General features: G+C 68.6%; 15 protein-coding genes. 7 read left to right on the forward strand and 8 right to left on the reverse strand.

Translation table 11 applies throughout. The features are described 5' to 3' along the window. Position 1 precedes the first annotated feature (1 nt). Positions 2-604, reverse strand: coding sequence for a heme-binding beta-barrel domain-containing protein (locus HD600_RS02615; RefSeq protein WP_144797657.1), 603 nt, complete (start codon positions 602-604; stop codon positions 2-4). 171 nt (positions 605-775) lie between these two features. Further along, positions 776-1,066 carry a hypothetical protein gene (locus tag HD600_RS02620; protein ID WP_144797656.1) on the reverse strand — a complete coding sequence of 97 codons (291 nt, stop codon included), beginning with the start codon at positions 1,064-1,066 and terminating at the stop codon, positions 776-778. Positions 1,067-1,157: 91 nt separating this feature from the next. Between HD600_RS02620 and HD600_RS02625 the strand changes: the two genes are divergently transcribed. The 7 genes from HD600_RS02625 to pstB all read left to right on the forward strand — a co-directional run bounded on the left by HD600_RS02625 (position 1,158) and on the right by pstB (position 9,280). Further along, the gene (locus tag HD600_RS02625; protein WP_184281381.1) at positions 1,158-1,838 is read left to right on the forward strand and encodes a winged helix-turn-helix domain-containing protein; all 681 of its coding nucleotides are present in this window, start codon (positions 1,158-1,160) and stop codon (positions 1,836-1,838) included. Positions 1,839-1,892: 54 nt separating this feature from the next. After that, a complete protein-coding gene (locus tag HD600_RS02630) occupies positions 1,893-4,061 on the forward strand; it encodes an RNA degradosome polyphosphate kinase (protein WP_184281383.1) in 2,169 nt (722 codons plus the stop codon). Further along, positions 4,058-5,023, forward strand: coding sequence for an NUDIX hydrolase (locus HD600_RS02635; protein WP_184281385.1), 966 nt, complete (start codon positions 4,058-4,060; stop codon positions 5,021-5,023). Before HD600_RS02630 ends, HD600_RS02635 begins: the two co-directional genes overlap by 4 nt. 161 nt (positions 5,024-5,184) lie before the next feature. Next, the gene (pstS, locus tag HD600_RS02640; RefSeq protein WP_184281387.1) at positions 5,185-6,285 is read left to right on the forward strand and encodes a phosphate ABC transporter substrate-binding protein PstS; all 1,101 of its coding nucleotides are present in this window, start codon (positions 5,185-5,187) and stop codon (positions 6,283-6,285) included. Positions 6,286-6,415: 130 nt separating this feature from the next. Continuing rightward, positions 6,416-7,384, forward strand: coding sequence for a phosphate ABC transporter permease subunit PstC (pstC, locus tag HD600_RS02645; RefSeq protein ID WP_144797646.1), 969 nt, complete (start codon positions 6,416-6,418; stop codon positions 7,382-7,384). Position 7,385: 1 nt separating this feature from the next. Further along, positions 7,386-8,468, forward strand: coding sequence for a phosphate ABC transporter permease PstA (gene pstA / locus HD600_RS02650; protein WP_184281389.1), 1,083 nt, complete (start codon positions 7,386-7,388; stop codon positions 8,466-8,468). A 32-nt stretch (positions 8,469-8,500) separates the two neighbouring features. After that, positions 8,501-9,280: a phosphate ABC transporter ATP-binding protein PstB gene (pstB, locus tag HD600_RS02655; RefSeq protein ID WP_144797642.1), complete on the forward strand. Its 780-nt coding sequence runs from the start codon at positions 8,501-8,503 to the stop codon at positions 9,278-9,280. Positions 9,281-9,295: 15 nt separating this feature from the next. Here the strand turns inward: pstB and HD600_RS02660 are convergent, their stop codons facing one another. From HD600_RS02660 to HD600_RS02685, 6 genes are all read right to left on the reverse strand, one after another. After that, entirely contained in the window at positions 9,296-10,993 is a 1,698-nt protein-coding gene (locus HD600_RS02660; protein WP_184281390.1) for a long-chain-fatty-acid--CoA ligase, read from the reverse strand. Between the two features lie 31 nt (positions 10,994-11,024). Then, complete coding sequence (locus HD600_RS02665; protein WP_184281392.1) at positions 11,025-11,909, reverse strand: aminotransferase class IV; 885 nt, start codon at positions 11,907-11,909, stop codon at positions 11,025-11,027. A 163-nt stretch (positions 11,910-12,072) separates the two neighbouring features. Next, positions 12,073-12,702, reverse strand: coding sequence for a DNA-directed RNA polymerase subunit beta (locus HD600_RS02670; RefSeq protein WP_184281394.1), 630 nt, complete (start codon positions 12,700-12,702; stop codon positions 12,073-12,075). Positions 12,703-12,721: 19 nt separating this feature from the next. After that, positions 12,722-13,510, reverse strand: coding sequence for an anti-sigma factor (locus HD600_RS02675; RefSeq protein WP_184281396.1), 789 nt, complete (start codon positions 13,508-13,510; stop codon positions 12,722-12,724). Then, on the reverse strand, positions 13,507-14,106 hold the full coding sequence (gene sigK / locus HD600_RS02680) for an ECF RNA polymerase sigma factor SigK (RefSeq protein ID WP_184281398.1): 600 nt from the start codon (positions 14,104-14,106) through the stop codon (positions 13,507-13,509). The genes HD600_RS02675 and sigK overlap by 4 nt, the downstream gene beginning before the upstream one ends. Positions 14,107-14,148: 42 nt before the next feature. Continuing rightward, positions 14,149-15,852 (reverse strand): cytochrome c biogenesis protein DipZ, encoded by a 1,704-nt coding sequence (locus HD600_RS02685; RefSeq protein ID WP_184281400.1) that lies wholly within the window; start codon positions 15,850-15,852, stop codon positions 14,149-14,151. Between the last annotated feature and the right edge of the window lie 81 nt (positions 15,853-15,933).

The raw sequence follows: 15,933 nt of genomic DNA on the forward strand, positions 1-15,933 counted from the left end.
GTCAGACCCGAGCCAGACGGGCGGATGCGTGCGAGGCCATCTTCCCGCCGAGGGCCGCGATGTCCCACGCCCACAGCAGGTGCCCGTCGACGAGGCCGTACATGCGGCTCGCCGCGCCGTACTCCTTGCCGCCGGCGCTGCGGACGATCGCATCCGTGGCGATGTCGACGCGAGGGCCGTTGATCTCGCCGAGGTAGAGCTCGAGCGCGCCGTCGGAGTGCGCGAGCGAGACCTCGATGGGGAATCCGCCGGATTCGGCGCGCAGCTTCTCGACGTCATCGACCGTGCGGGGCGCGGACTCCTCCATCGGAGGGAGCAGTGCAGGGCCGGCATCCGCCGCCGTCGCCGGGCGCGAAAGGCGCCAGTACCCGGTCTCGGCCACGAGAGGGGTCGACTCCCGGTCGCCCTCGGCGGCCATCCACCCCGTCGCCGAGTAGTTCAGGTGGCCGGTGCCGTCGTGGCTGAAGCTCACGCGATGCGTGAACTCACCCTCGAAGCGGTGGTCACCCGCGGTGTATTCGATCACGCCGGTGCCTTCCCAGACGCCGATGAGCCAGCTCAGGGGCGCGAGGTCGGCAGGCAGGTCAGTGGGCAGCTCGAGCATGATGGGATCGGATCAGCCGGGGGTCAGCGCTGTCCACGGAAGAGATTCCGCAGCACGACACCCGCGACGAAGACGATCGCGAGACTCGCAAGGCCCAGCAGGCCGATGAAGAAGAGTTCGAGGGCGACGAGGTCCATGCGAATACTCTACCCCTCCGCCCGGAGGGTGGGTTCAGGACGGGATCAGGGCGGCGAGGCCGAAGGCGGCGGAGACGACCCCGAGCAGCACCAGCGCGCCGATCGCACTGGCGGCGACGCGGAAGATGAACCCCTTGGCCTGCCCGTACCAGAGCTGCACGCCGAACGACAGCAGCACGGCCGCGCCGAAGCCGACCATGAGCCACTGCACGCGCCATTCCTCCGGGACGAAGATGCCGATCGAGACGGCGGCGATCAACGCCGCCGCCCAGACGATGACGACGCCGGCGAGGGCGTTGCGCGGCGCGAGGGCGGGTTCTGACATGCTTCCATTCTCACCCATCGCTATCATTGGCGCTCGGGGGCGCGCTCGCCCTGGTCAGGGTGGCCGCCGCGTCGCCCGGAAGGAATAGCACGTGGCATCGATCCTGGTTCTGTCTTCGGCCCCCTCGACGCAGGTGCTGCCCGCGCTCGAGCTGCTCAGCCACCAGGTCCGGCGGATCCCCGCGGAGGCGACCCAGTTGATCGGGGCTCCGGAGAGCGATGTGCTGGTCATCGACGGACGCGTCGACCTCGCCGGCGCGAAGTCCCTGTGCCGACTGCTGCGCACCACCGGCCAGGAGACCCCGCTGCTGCTGGTGGTCACCGAGGGCGGCATGAGTGCGGTGTCCGGCGACTGGGGCATCGACGACGTGCTCCTCGCCGAGGCCGGCCCCGCCGAGGCGGACGCCAGGATCCGCCTGGCCATCGCCCGTTACGAGGCGTCGGCCGAGCCGAGTCGCGTGCAGGCATCGGGCATCTCCATCGACGAGCAGTCGTACTCGGCGAAGCTGCACGGCAAACCGCTGGATCTGACCTACAAGGAGTTCCAGCTCCTGCACTTCCTCGCCACCCACCCCTCCCGCGTTTTCACCAGGGAGCAGCTGCTCAGTGAGGTGTGGGGGTACGACTACTTCGGCGGGACGCGGACGGTCGACGTGCACGTGCGTCGCCTGCGCGCCAAGCTGGGCGATCAGGAGCAGATCATCGGCACCGTGCGCAACGTCGGATACCGGTTCAACGTCTACGACGACGAAGCGGATGCCGCCGCCGGCTGACACCGACGGAAACGAGTTCACGCGCACGACACGTCACGGTGCGAAGATGTACCCATGATCGACGCCGCAATCACCGATGCCGGCCTTGGTGACGCCGAGGACGACGACTTCGACGACGCCATCGAGGCGCCAGACGCCCTGCTGCCCGATCATCGCTACCACGACCGCGAGATCAGCTGGCTGGCGTTCAACCAGCGCGTGCTCGAGCTCGCAGAGGATCCGTCGCTCCCCGAACTCGAGCGGGCGAACTTCCTGGCGATCTTCGCCAGCAACCTCGACGAGTTCTTCATGGTCCGCGTCGCGGGGCTCAAGCGCCGGATCGTCACCGGTCTGGCCGTCCCGACGAACGTGGGGCGCTCACCGGCGGACGTCCTCGGCGACATCTCGCAGGAGGCGCACGCGCTGCAGTTGCGCCATGCCAGGGCCTGGACGGAGCTCGTCCGCCCCGCGCTGGCGGACGCCGGCATCGAGATCACGGAGTGGGACCGACTCAGCGACTCGGAGCGGTCGGCCCTGACGGAGTACTTCCAGCTCCACGTGTTCCCCGTCCTGATGCCGCTCGCGGTGGATCCCGCTCACCCGTTCCCGTACATCTCCGGCCTCTCGCTGAACCTCGCCATCCGCATCCGCAACGCGCGGACCGGTCGCCAGGAGTTCGCGCGCCTGAAGGTGCCGCCGATGCTGCCGCGCCTCGTCGAGGTGCCGGGCACGGGCGAGATCGCGCGCTACCTCCCGTTGGAGGACCTCATCTCCAACCACCTCGGTGACCTGTTCCCCGGCATGGAGGTGCTCGACCACCACGCGTTCCGCCTCACGAGGAACGAGGACGTCGAGATCGAGGAGGACGAGAGCGAGAATCTCATCCAGGCACTGGAGGCCGAGCTGCTCCGCCGCCGGTTCGGCCCGCCGATCCGTCTCGAGATCGCCGACGACATGGATGACGTCACCCTCAACCTGCTGGTCGAGGAACTCGCCATCACCGACCAGGAGGTCTACCGGCTCCCGAGCCCTCTTGATCTGCGCGGCCTCTTCTCGCTCTCGCGGGTCAATCGCCCCGACCTGCGCTATCCCCCGCACCTGCCGACGACGGCCGTCGCGTTCCAGCCGACGGGCTCGAGCAACCGCGCCGACATCTTCGCCGCCGTCCGGAAGAACGACGTCCTCGTCCACCACCCGTACGAGTCGTTCTCGACGAGCGTTCAGGCGTTCCTCGAGCAGGCCGCCCGCGATCCGCACGTGCTCGCGATCAAGCAGACCCTGTACCGCACCTCCGGCGACAGCCCTGTCGTGCAGGCCCTGATCGACGCCGCGGAGGCCGGCAAGCAGGTCCTCGCACTCGTCGAGGTCAAGGCTCGTTTCGACGAGGCGAACAACATCGTCTGGGCGCGCAAGCTCGAGAAGGCCGGCGTGCATGTCGTGTACGGCCTCGTCGGACTCAAGACGCACTGCAAGCTCACGCTCGTCATCCGCGAGGAGGAGGGCCAGCTGCGCCACTACTCGCACGTCGGCACGGGCAACTACAACCCGAAGACGAGCCGCATCTACGAGGACTTCGGCCTGTTCACGTCGGACGCGCAGGTCGGCAAGGACCTCACGCGACTGTTCAACGAGCTCAGCGGCTACGCGATCGAGAAGAAGTTCAAGCGCCTCCTCGTCGCCCCGCTCCACCTGCGCAAGGGCCTGCTGCGTCTCATCGATCAGGAGCGCGCGCATGCCGATGCGGGCAAGCCGGCGCACATCCGCATCAAGGTCAACTCCATGGTCGATGAGGAGATCATCGACGCCCTGTACCGCGCGAGTCAGGCCGGCGTGAAGGTCGACATCTGGGTACGAGGCATCTGCAGCATCAGAGTCGACCTTCCCGGCATCAGTGACAACATCACCGTGCGGAGCATCCTCGGGCGATACCTTGAGCACTCCCGGATCTTCGCGTTCGACAACGACGGCGACCCGCAGGTGTACATCGGCAGCGCCGACATGATGCACCGCAACCTCGACCGGCGGGTCGAGGCGCTCGTGCGCGTCACCGACGAAGGGCACATCACCGAGCTGCTGTCGTTCTTCGATCTCTCCCAGGACGACGGCATCGCCTCCTGGCATCTCGGACCGGACGGAGTGTGGGAGCGGCACTCCGTCGACACCGAAGGTGCACCCCTTGTCGATCTGCAGGACAAGACGATGAGTCAGATCCGCCGCCGGCGCCGGTCCCGCACGGCGCGATGACGCAGGCGGTCACGGTCGTGAAGGACGACAAGGCGGTGTACGCCGCCGGCGCGGTGGTCTGGCGTCTGACCGCGAAAGGCAAGCTCCGCATCCTGCTCATCCATCGCACCAAGTATCGGGATGTGACCCTCCCCAAGGGCAAGGTCGATCCCGGCGAGATGCTCGCTCAGACCGCTGTGCGCGAGGTGGCCGAGGAGACCGGCATCCGCGTGCATCTCGGGGTCCCGGTCGGGGTGAGCCGTTATTTCATGCGCCCCGGCCGCCAGAAGGTCGTCCACTACTGGGCCGCGGAGGCGACCGAGAAGGCGATCCGTCAATCCACGTTCGTCCCCAACAGCGAGATCGCGGCACTCGAGTGGGTCAGCGTCAAGAAGGCGAGGAAGGCGCTGAGCTACCCCGTCGACCTCGAGATCCTCGATGAGTTCGACCGGCTGCTCTCGGACGGCGTGCTTCGCACCTTCCCCATCGTGGCGCTCCGGCACGCCAAGGCGGTGCCCCGGTCCGCCTGGGACGGCCCCGACGCCGGGCGCCCGCTCACCGATCGCGGGCTCCGACAGGCCGAGGCGCTGGTCGAGCCGCTGCGCGCGTTCGGCATCCGCAGGATCATCACCAGCGACGCCGTCCGCTGCGTGCAGACGGTCACGCCGTTCGCGAACGCGCTCGGGCGCGAGCCGGTGCTCACCGAGCGCGTCAGTCAGGACGCCTGGGAGGAGGGCGTCTCGGATGTGCGCACCGTGATCGGCAAACGCGTGCGCGCACGCAAGCCCGCCGTCATCTGCAGTCACGGCCCTGTCCTCCCCGACATCCTGTCCGAACTCGCCCTGGCCACCGGGACCATGCACGGGTCATACCTCGGCAGCGCATCGTCGCTGGAGGTGGGGGCGTTCTCCGTCGCCCACATGTCGGCCACCAACCCCGGCTCCGGGATCATCTCGATCGAGACGCACATTCCCAAGATCTGATCGTCACCGGCCGGCACCACGCGCAGCCGTGTGATGCCGACCGGTCGCCTGCCGTTCACCTGCCGTTCACCGTCGTGGGGCAGTGTCGTTAACCGCCGCGCTTAGCGTCACTGTGTGCCCTGCACCGGGCCTCACCATTCACGATCGAACGGACACCCACAGTGAAGATCTCCCGAATCATGTCGCTCGGCGCCGTCGGCGCCATCGCCGCACTCACCCTCACCGGTTGCGCCACGAACGAAGCAGGCGCAGGCACCGGCGACAGCACGCCGACGTCCTCGATCGCCGGCATGCTCGAGGCCACCGGCGCCTCCTCCCAGGAAGCCGCCCAGCAGTCCTGGGTCGCCGCCTTCCAGACGGCGAACCCCGACGCGACGATCAACTACACCTCGACCGGCTCCGGCACGGGGCGCGAGAACTTCCTCTCCGGCTCCTCGAACTTCGTCGGCTCCGACCGCGCGTTCAACGCCGACGAGGTCGCCGCGGGCGGCTTCGGGTCCTGCGCGACCGACGAGATCGTCGAGGTACCGGTCTACATCTCCCCCGTCGCCGTCGCCTTCAACCTCGAGGGCATCGACGAGCTGAACCTCGACGGCGCGACGCTCGCCGGCATCTTCGCGGGCGACATCACCGAGTGGGACGACCCGGCCATCGCCGAGCAGAACCCTGACGTTGACCTCCCCGATCAGGCGATCGTCCCCGTCCACCGGGCCGACGCCTCCGGTACGCAGGAGACGTTCACCAGTTACCTCGCCGCGGTCGCTCCTGACGTGTGGACCGACGAGCCGAGCGACGAGTGGCCGCTCTCGACGGGTGAGGCCGGCGACGGCACGTCCGGAGTCGTGAACGCCATCACGAACGGTGTCGGCTACATCGGTTTCGCCGATGCGTCGCAGGCCCAGGGGCTCGGCCAGGTCGCCATCGAGGTCGAGGGCGAGTACGTGCCGTACTCCGCAGAGGCCGCCTCCGCCCTGGTCGCCGCGTCGCCCCTCGAGGAGGGGCGTTCCGATCACGACCTCGCCTTCGCCGTCGACCCCGCGTCCGCACCGGCCGGCTCGTACCCGATCGCTCTCGTGTCGTACCTCATCGGCTGTGTCGAGTACGAGGACCCCGAGATCGCCTCTCTGGTGAAGGCGTACTTCGAGTTCGTCGCCTCCGCGGCGGGTCAGGACGTGGCCGCCTCCGCCGCGGGCAGCGCGCCGATCTCGGATGACCTGCGAGAGAAGGTCAACGCCGCCATCGGCGCGATCGTCACGGAGTGACACGGCGCTCGGCTCCGGCCGAGCGCGCATACCCCGCCCTCGTGGCGCCGGTCGCACAGATCGGCTCGGCGCCACGAGGGCATCAGCCCGAAACCCGAACATCACCCGCAGCATCCGTGGAGCCGCTCAGATGACAACACCCACGACGGGACCCGATCTCACCCGTCAGCCCGAGGCGCCCAAAGCCGTCCTCCGTCCGGGGGATCGCATCTTCTCCGGCACCGCGCTCGGGGCAGGCATCATCATCCTCGTCACGCTCGCCGCCGTGGCCGTCTTCCTCATCGTGCAGTCGATCCCGGCGTTCTCCCCCGACACGAGCGGCAACCACATCCTCCGCGGGCAGTCGTTCCTCGCCTGGGTATGGCCGTTCGTCTTCGGAACGGTGTATGCGAGCGCCATCGCGTTGATCGTCGCCGCCCCGCTGGCGATCGGCATCGCCCTGTTCATCTCGCACTACGCGCCACGCAGGATCGCAGGTGTGCTCGGCTACATCATCGACCTGCTCGCCGCCGTACCGTCCGTCGTCTTCGGCCTGTGGGGTGCGCTGACCTTCGCGCCGATGCTCGTGCCGTTCTACAAGTGGCTGAACACGAACCTCGGGTGGATCCCGATCTTCGGCGGGACCGCATCGGGGACGGGAAAGACGATCCTGACCGCTTCCCTCGTGCTCGCGGTCATGATCCTGCCGATCATGACCGCGATCTGCCGCGAGGTGTTCCTGCAGACGCCGAAGCTGCACGAGGAGGCGGCCCTCGCGCTCGGCGCCACCCGCTGGGAGATGGTGCGCATGGCGGTACTGCCCTTCGCCCGCAGCGGGATCGTCTCGGGAGCCATGCTGGGCCTCGGCAGGGCGCTCGGGGAGACGATGGCGGTGACCCTCGTCCTGTCACCGCTCGGCATCGTCACCTTCAACCTCCTCAACCCGGAGAACCCGACGACGATCCCGGCGATCATCGCTCTGCGCTTCCCCGAGGCTCATGACGAGGGCGTCAACACGCTCATCGCCGCCGGCCTCATCCTGTTCATCGTGACGTTCGCGGTGAACTTCATCGCCCGCTGGATCGTCTCGCGCCGTGCCGAGTTCTCGGGAGCCAACTGACATGACCGTCACCGCCGTCGCCCCCGCCACCTCGTCGCGCAGCATGGGCCGCCTGCCCAAGTGGGCACTGTGGGCGCTGCTCGTGGCATCCTTCGCCGTCGCCGCGGTGGTCTTCGCGTTCGCGAATGTCGGCGGCGATCCCGCCGACTTCAACATCGCTCTGACCTGCGTGGTGGGGATGGTGCTCTTCCTCGTCCTCATCTACGTCGTCTCCTCGATCGCCGAGAGCCGCCGTCATGCCATGGACCGGCTGATGACGGCGTTGGTGTGCACGGCGTTCGTCATCGCACTGCTGCCGCTCGTCTCGCTCCTGTACACCGTCGTCGTCGCCGGCCTCGCTCGCTTCGACGCCGAGTTCTTCAGCTCGTCGATGCGCAACGTCGTCGGCGAGGGCGGCGGCGCCGTGCACGCCCTCTGGGGGACACTGCTGATCACCCTCGGCGCCACCGTCATCTCGGTGCCGATCGGGCTGATGACCTCGATCTACCTCGTCGAGTACGGTCAGGGCAAGAAGCTCGCCCGCGGCATCACCTTCCTCGTCGACGTCATGACCGGCATCCCCTCGATCGTCGCCGGCCTGTTCATCTACTCGGTGTTCGCGCTCATCATGGGGCCGGGCACGCGTCTGGGGATCATGGGATCGCTGGCCCTGTCCGTACTGATGATCCCCGTGGTGGTCCGCGGCTCCGAGGAGTTGCTGCGCATCGTGCCCAATGAGCTGCGCGAAGCGGCCTACGCCCTCGGCGTGCCGAAATGGCTGACGATCCTCAAGGTCGTGATGCCGACGGCCATCGCCGGGATCACCACGAGCATCATGCTCGCGATCGCCCGCGTCATCGGCGAGACCGCACCGCTGCTGCTCACCGTCGGCATGGTCCAGAGCATGAACCTCAACATGTTCAGCGGACAGATGGCGACGCTGCCGGTGTTCACCTACATGCAGGCGAAGTACCCCGGCATCCCCGCTGAGGCGTTCATCGACCGCGCGTGGGCGTCCGCGCTCGCTCTCATCCTCATCGTCATGATCCTCAACCTCCTCGCCCGCGTGATCGCGAAGGTCTTCGCACCCAAGACCGGCCGCTGAGCGGGCCCCCGATCGAAAAGAAGGATTCCACAGTGTCCAAGAGCATCGAAGTCAACGACCTGAACGTCTACTACGGCGACTTCCTCGCCGTGGAGGGCGTGAACATCGACATCAAGCCCAACACGGTGACCGCGTTCATCGGCCCGTCCGGGTGCGGGAAGTCGACGTTCCTGCGCACGCTCAACCGCATGCACGAGGTGATCCCCGGCGCCCGCGTCGAAGGCGAGGTGCTCATCGACGGCAAGAACCTGTACGGCCCCGGCGTGGATCCGGTCGTCGTACGCCGCCAGGTGGGCATGGTGTTCCAGCGTCCGAACCCCTTCCCGACCATGTCGATCAAGGAGAACGTCCTCGCGGGCGTCACCCTGAACAACTCGCGCATGCCGAAGTCCGATCAGGAGGCGCTCGTCGAGAAGTCCCTGCGAGGGGCGAACCTCTGGAACGAGGTCAAGGATCGCCTGGACAAGCCGGGGTCGGGTCTGTCCGGCGGCCAACAGCAGCGTCTGTGCATCGCCCGTGCGATCGCGGTGTCGCCCGACGTGATCCTCATGGACGAGCCGTGCTCCGCGCTCGATCCGATCTCCACCTTCGCGATCGAGGAGCTCATCGCCGAGATCAAGACCCGCTACACGGTCGTGATCGTCACGCACAACATGCAGCAGGCGAGCCGCGTCAGCGACCGCACCGCGTTCTTCAACATCGCGGGGACCGGCAAGCCGGGCCGGCTCATCGAGTACGACGACACCGCCACGATCTTCACGACCCCGTCGGTGCAGGCCACCGAGGACTACGTCTCCGGACGCTTCGGCTGAGCGGCGCCCGGCTCGCTACTCGGAGAGCAGGCTCTCGCGCACCTCTCGCCGCAGCACCTTGCCGATGAGCGAACGCGGCAGATCGTCCACCGCGGTGATGCGCCGGGGGACCTTGTAGGCCCCGAGTCTGGTCCGACAGAAGTCGCGCAGCGCGCCGGCGTCGAACACCGCACCGTCGCGGAGCACGACGGCCGCAGCGACCTCCTCGCCGCCGCTCAAGCGGGGCAGCCCGACGACCGCGGCCGCGTCGACATCGGGATGCGCCTCGAGGACCTGCTCCACCTCACTGGGCGAGACGTTGAATCCGCCGGTGATGATCAGTTCCTTCAGCCGGTCGACGATGGTCACGAAACCGTCGGATGAGACCTCGACGATGTCGCCGGTGCGCAACCAGTCGCCCTCGAGCAGCGACGCCGCGGTGTCGCCGGGGCGTCCCCAGTAGCCCTGGAAGACCTGCGGTCCGCGGATGAGCAGTTCTCCCCTCTCCCCCAGCGGCACGTCGACGGACGGATCCGCGGGGTCGACGACGCGGATCTCCGTGCTCGGGAAGGGGACGCCGACGGTGCCGGGGCGACGCGTGCGCCCCATCGGGTTGCCGACCGCGACGGGGGAGCTCTCGGTCATGCCGTATCCCTCGACGAGGATGCCGCCGGTGGCGTCCTCCCACGCCCGCACCGTCGACACCGGGAGGCTCATCGCGCCGGAGATGGCGAACCGGATGCTGGAGAGGTCGATGGTCCCTCGCGATGCGGCACGCGCGAGTTGATCGTAGATCGGCGGCACCGCCGGCAGGAAGGTCGCAGGGCTCGTGCGTGCGGCCTGCGTGACCAGCTCGAGATCGAAGGTGGGGAACAGCACGAGCTTGGCGCCGATGCTCATGGCGAACGTCAGGCACAGCGTCATGCCGTAGGCGTGGAAGAGCGGGAGGACGCCGTAGAACGTCTCCTTCCCGTCGACGAGGCCCGGCACCCATGCGCGACCCTGCATCGCGTTCGCCCGGAGGTTCGCGTGCGTGAGGATGGCACCCTTCGGGCTGCCCGTCGTGCCGCTCGTGTACTGCAGCAGCGCGGTGTCCTCCAGCACAGGCCCGGCGACGCGGCGCGAGATCCGGCGCTGATCGACGAGCTTCTTCCACGGCAGCGCGTTCTTCGCCTTCGGCGTCGCGGTGAGCTTCGCCCTCGATTCGCGGGCCTTCTTCACGGGGAGACGCAGCGCCACGCGCTTCGAGAACGGCAGCGCCTCGGTGAGGTCGACGCTGATGATTCGTTCGAGGTCGAGGTCGGACGGGAACCCGGCGACGGTGTCGACCGTCTTGTCCCACACGATCGCGAAGCGTGCGCCGTGGTCTTCGAACTGATGCCGCAGTTCGCGGGCCGTGTAGAGCGGGTTGTGTTCGACGACGATCGCGCCGAGGCGGAGCACGGCGTAGAAGGCGACGACGTGCTGAGGGCAGTTCGGAAGCACGAGGGCCACACGGTCGCCCTTCTGCACTCCGAGTCGACGAAGGCCCTCCGCCGCCCGGTCGACCTGTTCACCGAGCTGACGATACGTCGTCACCGCACCGAAGAACTCCAGCGCCGGTCGCCCGCCGAATGCCCGCACACTCGCCGTGAGCATCTCGGGCAGCGTCTGGCTCGGCGCGTCGATCCGGTGCGGCACCCCCTCCGCATACGAGGAGAGCCACGGGCGTGAGTCGTATGGGGTGACGGGCATATTCCCATCTTGCCGCGAATGGCGGGGACTGTCAGTGCCGCGGCGACAGGAGGTACTCGTTCAGTTCTGCCGTCAGCGCGTGGTCGACCGGGAGCGCGGCGCCGTCGACGGCGGTGACCGCCACCGCCAGCCGTACGCTCGAGACCAACCATGCGGCATCCGCCCTGGCGAGGTCGGATGCCGGGATGCGGTCGTACCCCGCGTCGAGACCGCGCGATGCCAGATGGTCGTACACGCTGAGCTGGGTCGTCCCGTGCAGGATGCCGCCCGTGGGTTCAGGAGTCGTGAACCGGTCGCCGATTCGGAGGATGAGCGATGCGGTCGGGGCCTCCAGCACGAACCCGTCGCTGGAGAGGAAGATCGCATCGTCCGCCCCGCGCCGTCGCGCTTCGCGCAGCGCCGCCATGTTCACCGCGTATGACAGGGTCTTCGCTCCGAGCAGCAGCCACGGCGCCCGTTCGGCAGCGGCCAGGTCGTATCCGCGGTCGAGCGTGGCGACCGAGACGCCACGGGCGCGCACGGCGGAGAAGTCCGGCGCCGGTGCCGCCGTGACCCAGGCGGTCGGCGTGGGTCCGTGCTCCACTCCCCTGCTGAGGATCAGCTTGATCACGGCCTCGCCAGGCGGGCACTGGGCGGCGGCGACCGCGACGGCCTGGCGCCACTGCTCCTGGTGCGGAACAGGGAGGTCGCAGATCCGCGCGGAGTTCGCGAGGCGCTCGAGGTGCGGAACGACCTCCTGCGCGTGTCCGTCGATCACGCCGATCGACTCGAACACGCCGTCACCTCGCTGCGTGCTGAGCTCGCCGACGCTGAGCGCCGGCGCTGCAGCATCCACCTCGGTGAACGTGTCCGCGAAGTCGTCGCGGGCGTCGTCGGCGGCGACGGGATCGATGATCAGGGCGAATCGGTGCGGCATGAGATGACTCTACGACGGTCAGGAATACTCGGCGCGCGAGGACGTTACAATGGAGTGGCCGGGCCGCATAACCCCGGGCTCCAAATTCTGCCGCTGCGAGCGGCCTTCCGCCGAGAGGCGTTCTTGCGGCCCGGTCTTCTCATGTCAGGGCGCAGGGCGCCGGTCAGAGCAATCCGTCGGCACGCCAGAGGCCTGCGGCGGCCGACAGATCGTTGGCATACGTGTGCAGACGTCGTGCGCGCGCCGTGAGCTCCGACGCGCGGCCCGGCTCGGTCGCCTCGTAGTCGTCGGCGATGTGGGTGGCGCCGGACACCTGCACGCGGCAGAAGGCCGCCGCGCGGTCGAGCGCGACGGAGAAGTCACCGCGGAACACGCCGCGCAGGATGGTGTCGATCAGTGCCACGAGCTCTTCGGGGCCCGCCGGCGCCGGCGCGCCGGCGACCGCGGCATCCGCCGAGGCGAGCTCCACGCGCCCGCGCTCGTACAGCAGGGCGGCCGTCCGCGGGTCATGGTGGATCGCGAGCTGCAGGAGGTAGAGGCGCCAGAGCGACCCCGGCAACGACACGGCCGGAGCGACCGCCCAGAGTTCTGCGATGTCGTCGATCCCGTGCTCTGCGGTGAAGGCGATGAGGCGATCGGTGCTCTCCCCGCTCTCATCCGCACGGGCACGGGTGAGGAGTGCGGACGCCGTGGCGTGCGCGACGCGCACGGCCTCTGCCGAGTCGCCGGAGCCCGCGATGTTGTCGAACGCGGAGGACGGGCGGCGGACGGGGCGGTGGAACTGCTCGGGCATCCGTCCAGGGTACTCGCGCTCAGGCGGTGGGGATGGCGAGGATCGGCGCCGAGGACGGCGTACCGGTCGGCGAGCCGCCCGCGGGTTCGACGGTCACCGCGATCACGTCGCCGGCGCGCATCGCACCGTCCAACAACGCGGTGGCCGCTCCCGCATCCGTGTCGAAGATGCCGGCGGGCAGCGCATCCTCTCCACGCACGAACCACAGCTGGTACGTCTGATCGCCCTCGAGCGGGTCGAGCCCCTCGGTGACGAGCACGGCGCGTCCGACCGATGCTGACCAGTGCGCCGTGGCCTGCGCGCCGGCGCCGAGGTCGACGGTGGCCTGCTCGGCGTCGGGAGCCGACTCGATCTGCTCGAGCGCGACGACGGATGCCGGTGGCGTCAGTTGCGGGATGAGGACGGCAGCGCCGATCCCGAGACCGGCGATCAGGGCGACGGATGCGGCGAGCGCGAACAGGCGGCGGCCACGGCGACGCGGCGCAGGGGCGGGTTGCTCCTGCGGTGCCGGTGCCGGTTCGGCTCGAGGCGCCGGATCGACCCGCGCAACGGGCTTCTCGGTCGGCGGCGACGACTCGCCCTGCGGGATCGATGCGATCTGCTCGAGCAGCGCGGCCCTGATGCGTACAGGGGGCGCCTCGGCGGTGACGACACCGGCGAGAGCCGCAGCGGTCGCCTCATCGTCCTCCGCGATCGCGGCCCACTCGGGGTGTGCGAGAAGGGCGTCGGTGAAACGTCGCTCGTCGGCGTCGGACAGCGCGTGCAGTGCGCGGCCGGCCGCCAGTTCGGCGAACTCACTCTCGTTCATACGTTCACCCCCATCTCGTTCCTCAGTCGGGACAGTCCGTCCCGCATTCTCGTCTTCACGGTTCCCAGTGGTGCCTTCACGAGGACGGCGATCTCGCTTTGAGAGTAACCGCCGTAATACGACAGGACGAGCGCCTCGCGTTGCGGCTCAGGGAGGGTACCCAGCGCCGAGACGACGCGGTCGCCCTCGATGCTCAGCTCCACCTGCTCGGCGACGCTGTCGTGTGCGACGCCGATGTCGCGTATGCCCGCTCGGACATCCCGATCCGTGCTGGACTGCGACGCCCTCACACGATCGACCGCGCGGCGGTGGGCGATCGTGAGGATCCAGGTGCGTCCTTGACCTCTGTTCGGAACGAACCGCCCGGCGGATTGCCAGATCTCCAGGAAGACCTCCTGCAGGACCTCTTCGCTCTGCGAGCGGTTGACGAGGACGCGGAGGATGAGACCGAACACGCGCGAGGACAGCAGGTCGTAGAGTTCGGCGAACGCCCGCTGGTCGCCGCGGGCGACGCGGACGAGGAGATCGGCGGCGAGGTCTCCCGCCGAACCGTCCTCCGGTACGTCCACACCGTCGATGACCATCTCCCCAAGCATGCCGCATCCGCTCCCCTCAGCCTGACCACGCGCCGACAGGGATCACCCGAAGGTGAACGAGTAGGCCTGGATCCCTGGCGGGATCTCCACCGTCAGCACGCCCGCTCCCGCCGCCTGCTGCACGAGCCGGTACGACCGTGGCGTGCCGTCCACGGTGATCGTCCGGCGGTCCCCGTCCGTCGTGCGGACGACGATGTCGCCGCTGCCGGCGAGCACCATCCGCACCTCCGAGGCCCGATAGTCGAGCCGCACGGCCGCACCCTCTCCTGCCGGAGCGGCGAACTGCGTCTCGATCTGCCATTCGCCCTGCAGGGCGAAAGTGTCGTCGGCCTGATCCGTGGGGAACTCGAACGATCCGGCGCCCGCCCGATACGCCCCCTCGCCGCCGTAGTTGACGTCCTTGGCGGAACCGAGGAAGGTCTCGCGGGTCGTGGCACCGGCCTCTGGCGTGACGTCCGCCACGTCGGTCGCGGCGGGCAGCGTCGCGTCGGGGTCGGCGTCCTGCAGTAGCTCGCGGATCATCTTCTCGGTCGCGGCGTAGTTGCCCTCCCCGAACGAGATGTGCCGGACCGTGCCCTCCGCGTCGATCAGATAGTGGGCAGGCCAGTACCTGTTGCGGTAGTTCGTCCAGGTCGACAGGTCGTTGTCGAGCGCGACGGGATAGCCGATGCCGAAGTCGCGAATCCCTGCGGCGACGTTCGCGGCATCCTTCTCGAACGCATACTCCGGCGAGTGGATGCCGATGACCTGCAGCCCGGCATCCGCATATGTCTCATCCCACGCGACGACGTGCGGGATCGAACGCTGGCAGTTGATGCAGGAGTACGCCCAGAAGTCGACGAGGACGACCTGGCCACGCAGTGCGGCGAGGTCGAGCTCCTCTCCGTCAGGGGTGTTGAGCCACTGTTCGATGCCGCGGATGCTCGGGGCCGTTCCGCACGATTCGAGTTCCTCCGCCCCGTTGGTGCAGTTGTCCAGTTCGCGGTTCTCGTCGGTCACGAGTCCGCCGAGGTCGAGCGCGTCGGCCTGCTCCTCCGCCAGGTCCTGCTGGAGGCCGGCGGTGTAGTCGGGAAGAAGGCGTTGGAGAAGCTGAGGCACGTTGAACACCAGCCCGACGGCGAGGGCGATCATCGCCACGCCGGCGGTGATACGCAGCCCGCGCTCGCGCTTGCGGAAGGCGCGGATGCGCTCCACGAGGCCGCGCCCCGCGAGGGCGAAGACGAGAAGGGGCACCGCGACGCCGATGGCGAAGGAGAGGGTGAGTACGATCGTGCCCGGTCCGATCTGCCCGGTCGACCCCGCAACGATGATCGCGGCGAGGACGGGGCCGGCGCACGGCACGAACACCGCTCCCAGCGCGAGACCGACCCCGAACCCGCTGCCGCGGTTGTTCACTTCTCTACGCGGCAGCCACTGGAAGGGTTTCTCCAAGAGCTGCTCGAACCGCGGGATGAGCAGGCCCACACCGATGACGATGAGCACGATGATCCCCGCCCACCGGATGATGTCCTGCGGAAGACCCAGCAGGCCGAGCAGGAGCGAGCCGACCAACGTCACGAGGCTGAAGCTCAGGACGAGTCCGGCGATGACGAGATAGGGGCGGCTGCGCCGTGCTGGCAGCGCCTCCCCGTCGAACCGGGCGGAGCCGGCACCTCCGGTCAGGAATATGACCGGCAGGACCGGCAGGATGCACGGCGAGATGCCGGTGATGAGGCCGCCGAGCAGCCCGATGATGATGAGGTCCATGTCCTCGCCTTCCGTCGGGGGTCCTTCGTTCCCGACACGTCGATCGGATTGGGGCAGATCAATTCCCATCCGATGCGCGGG

The sequence above is a fragment of the Microbacterium ginsengiterrae genome, from assembly GCF_014205075.1.
Classification (GTDB): Bacteria; Actinomycetota; Actinomycetes; order Actinomycetales; family Microbacteriaceae; genus Microbacterium; species Microbacterium ginsengiterrae.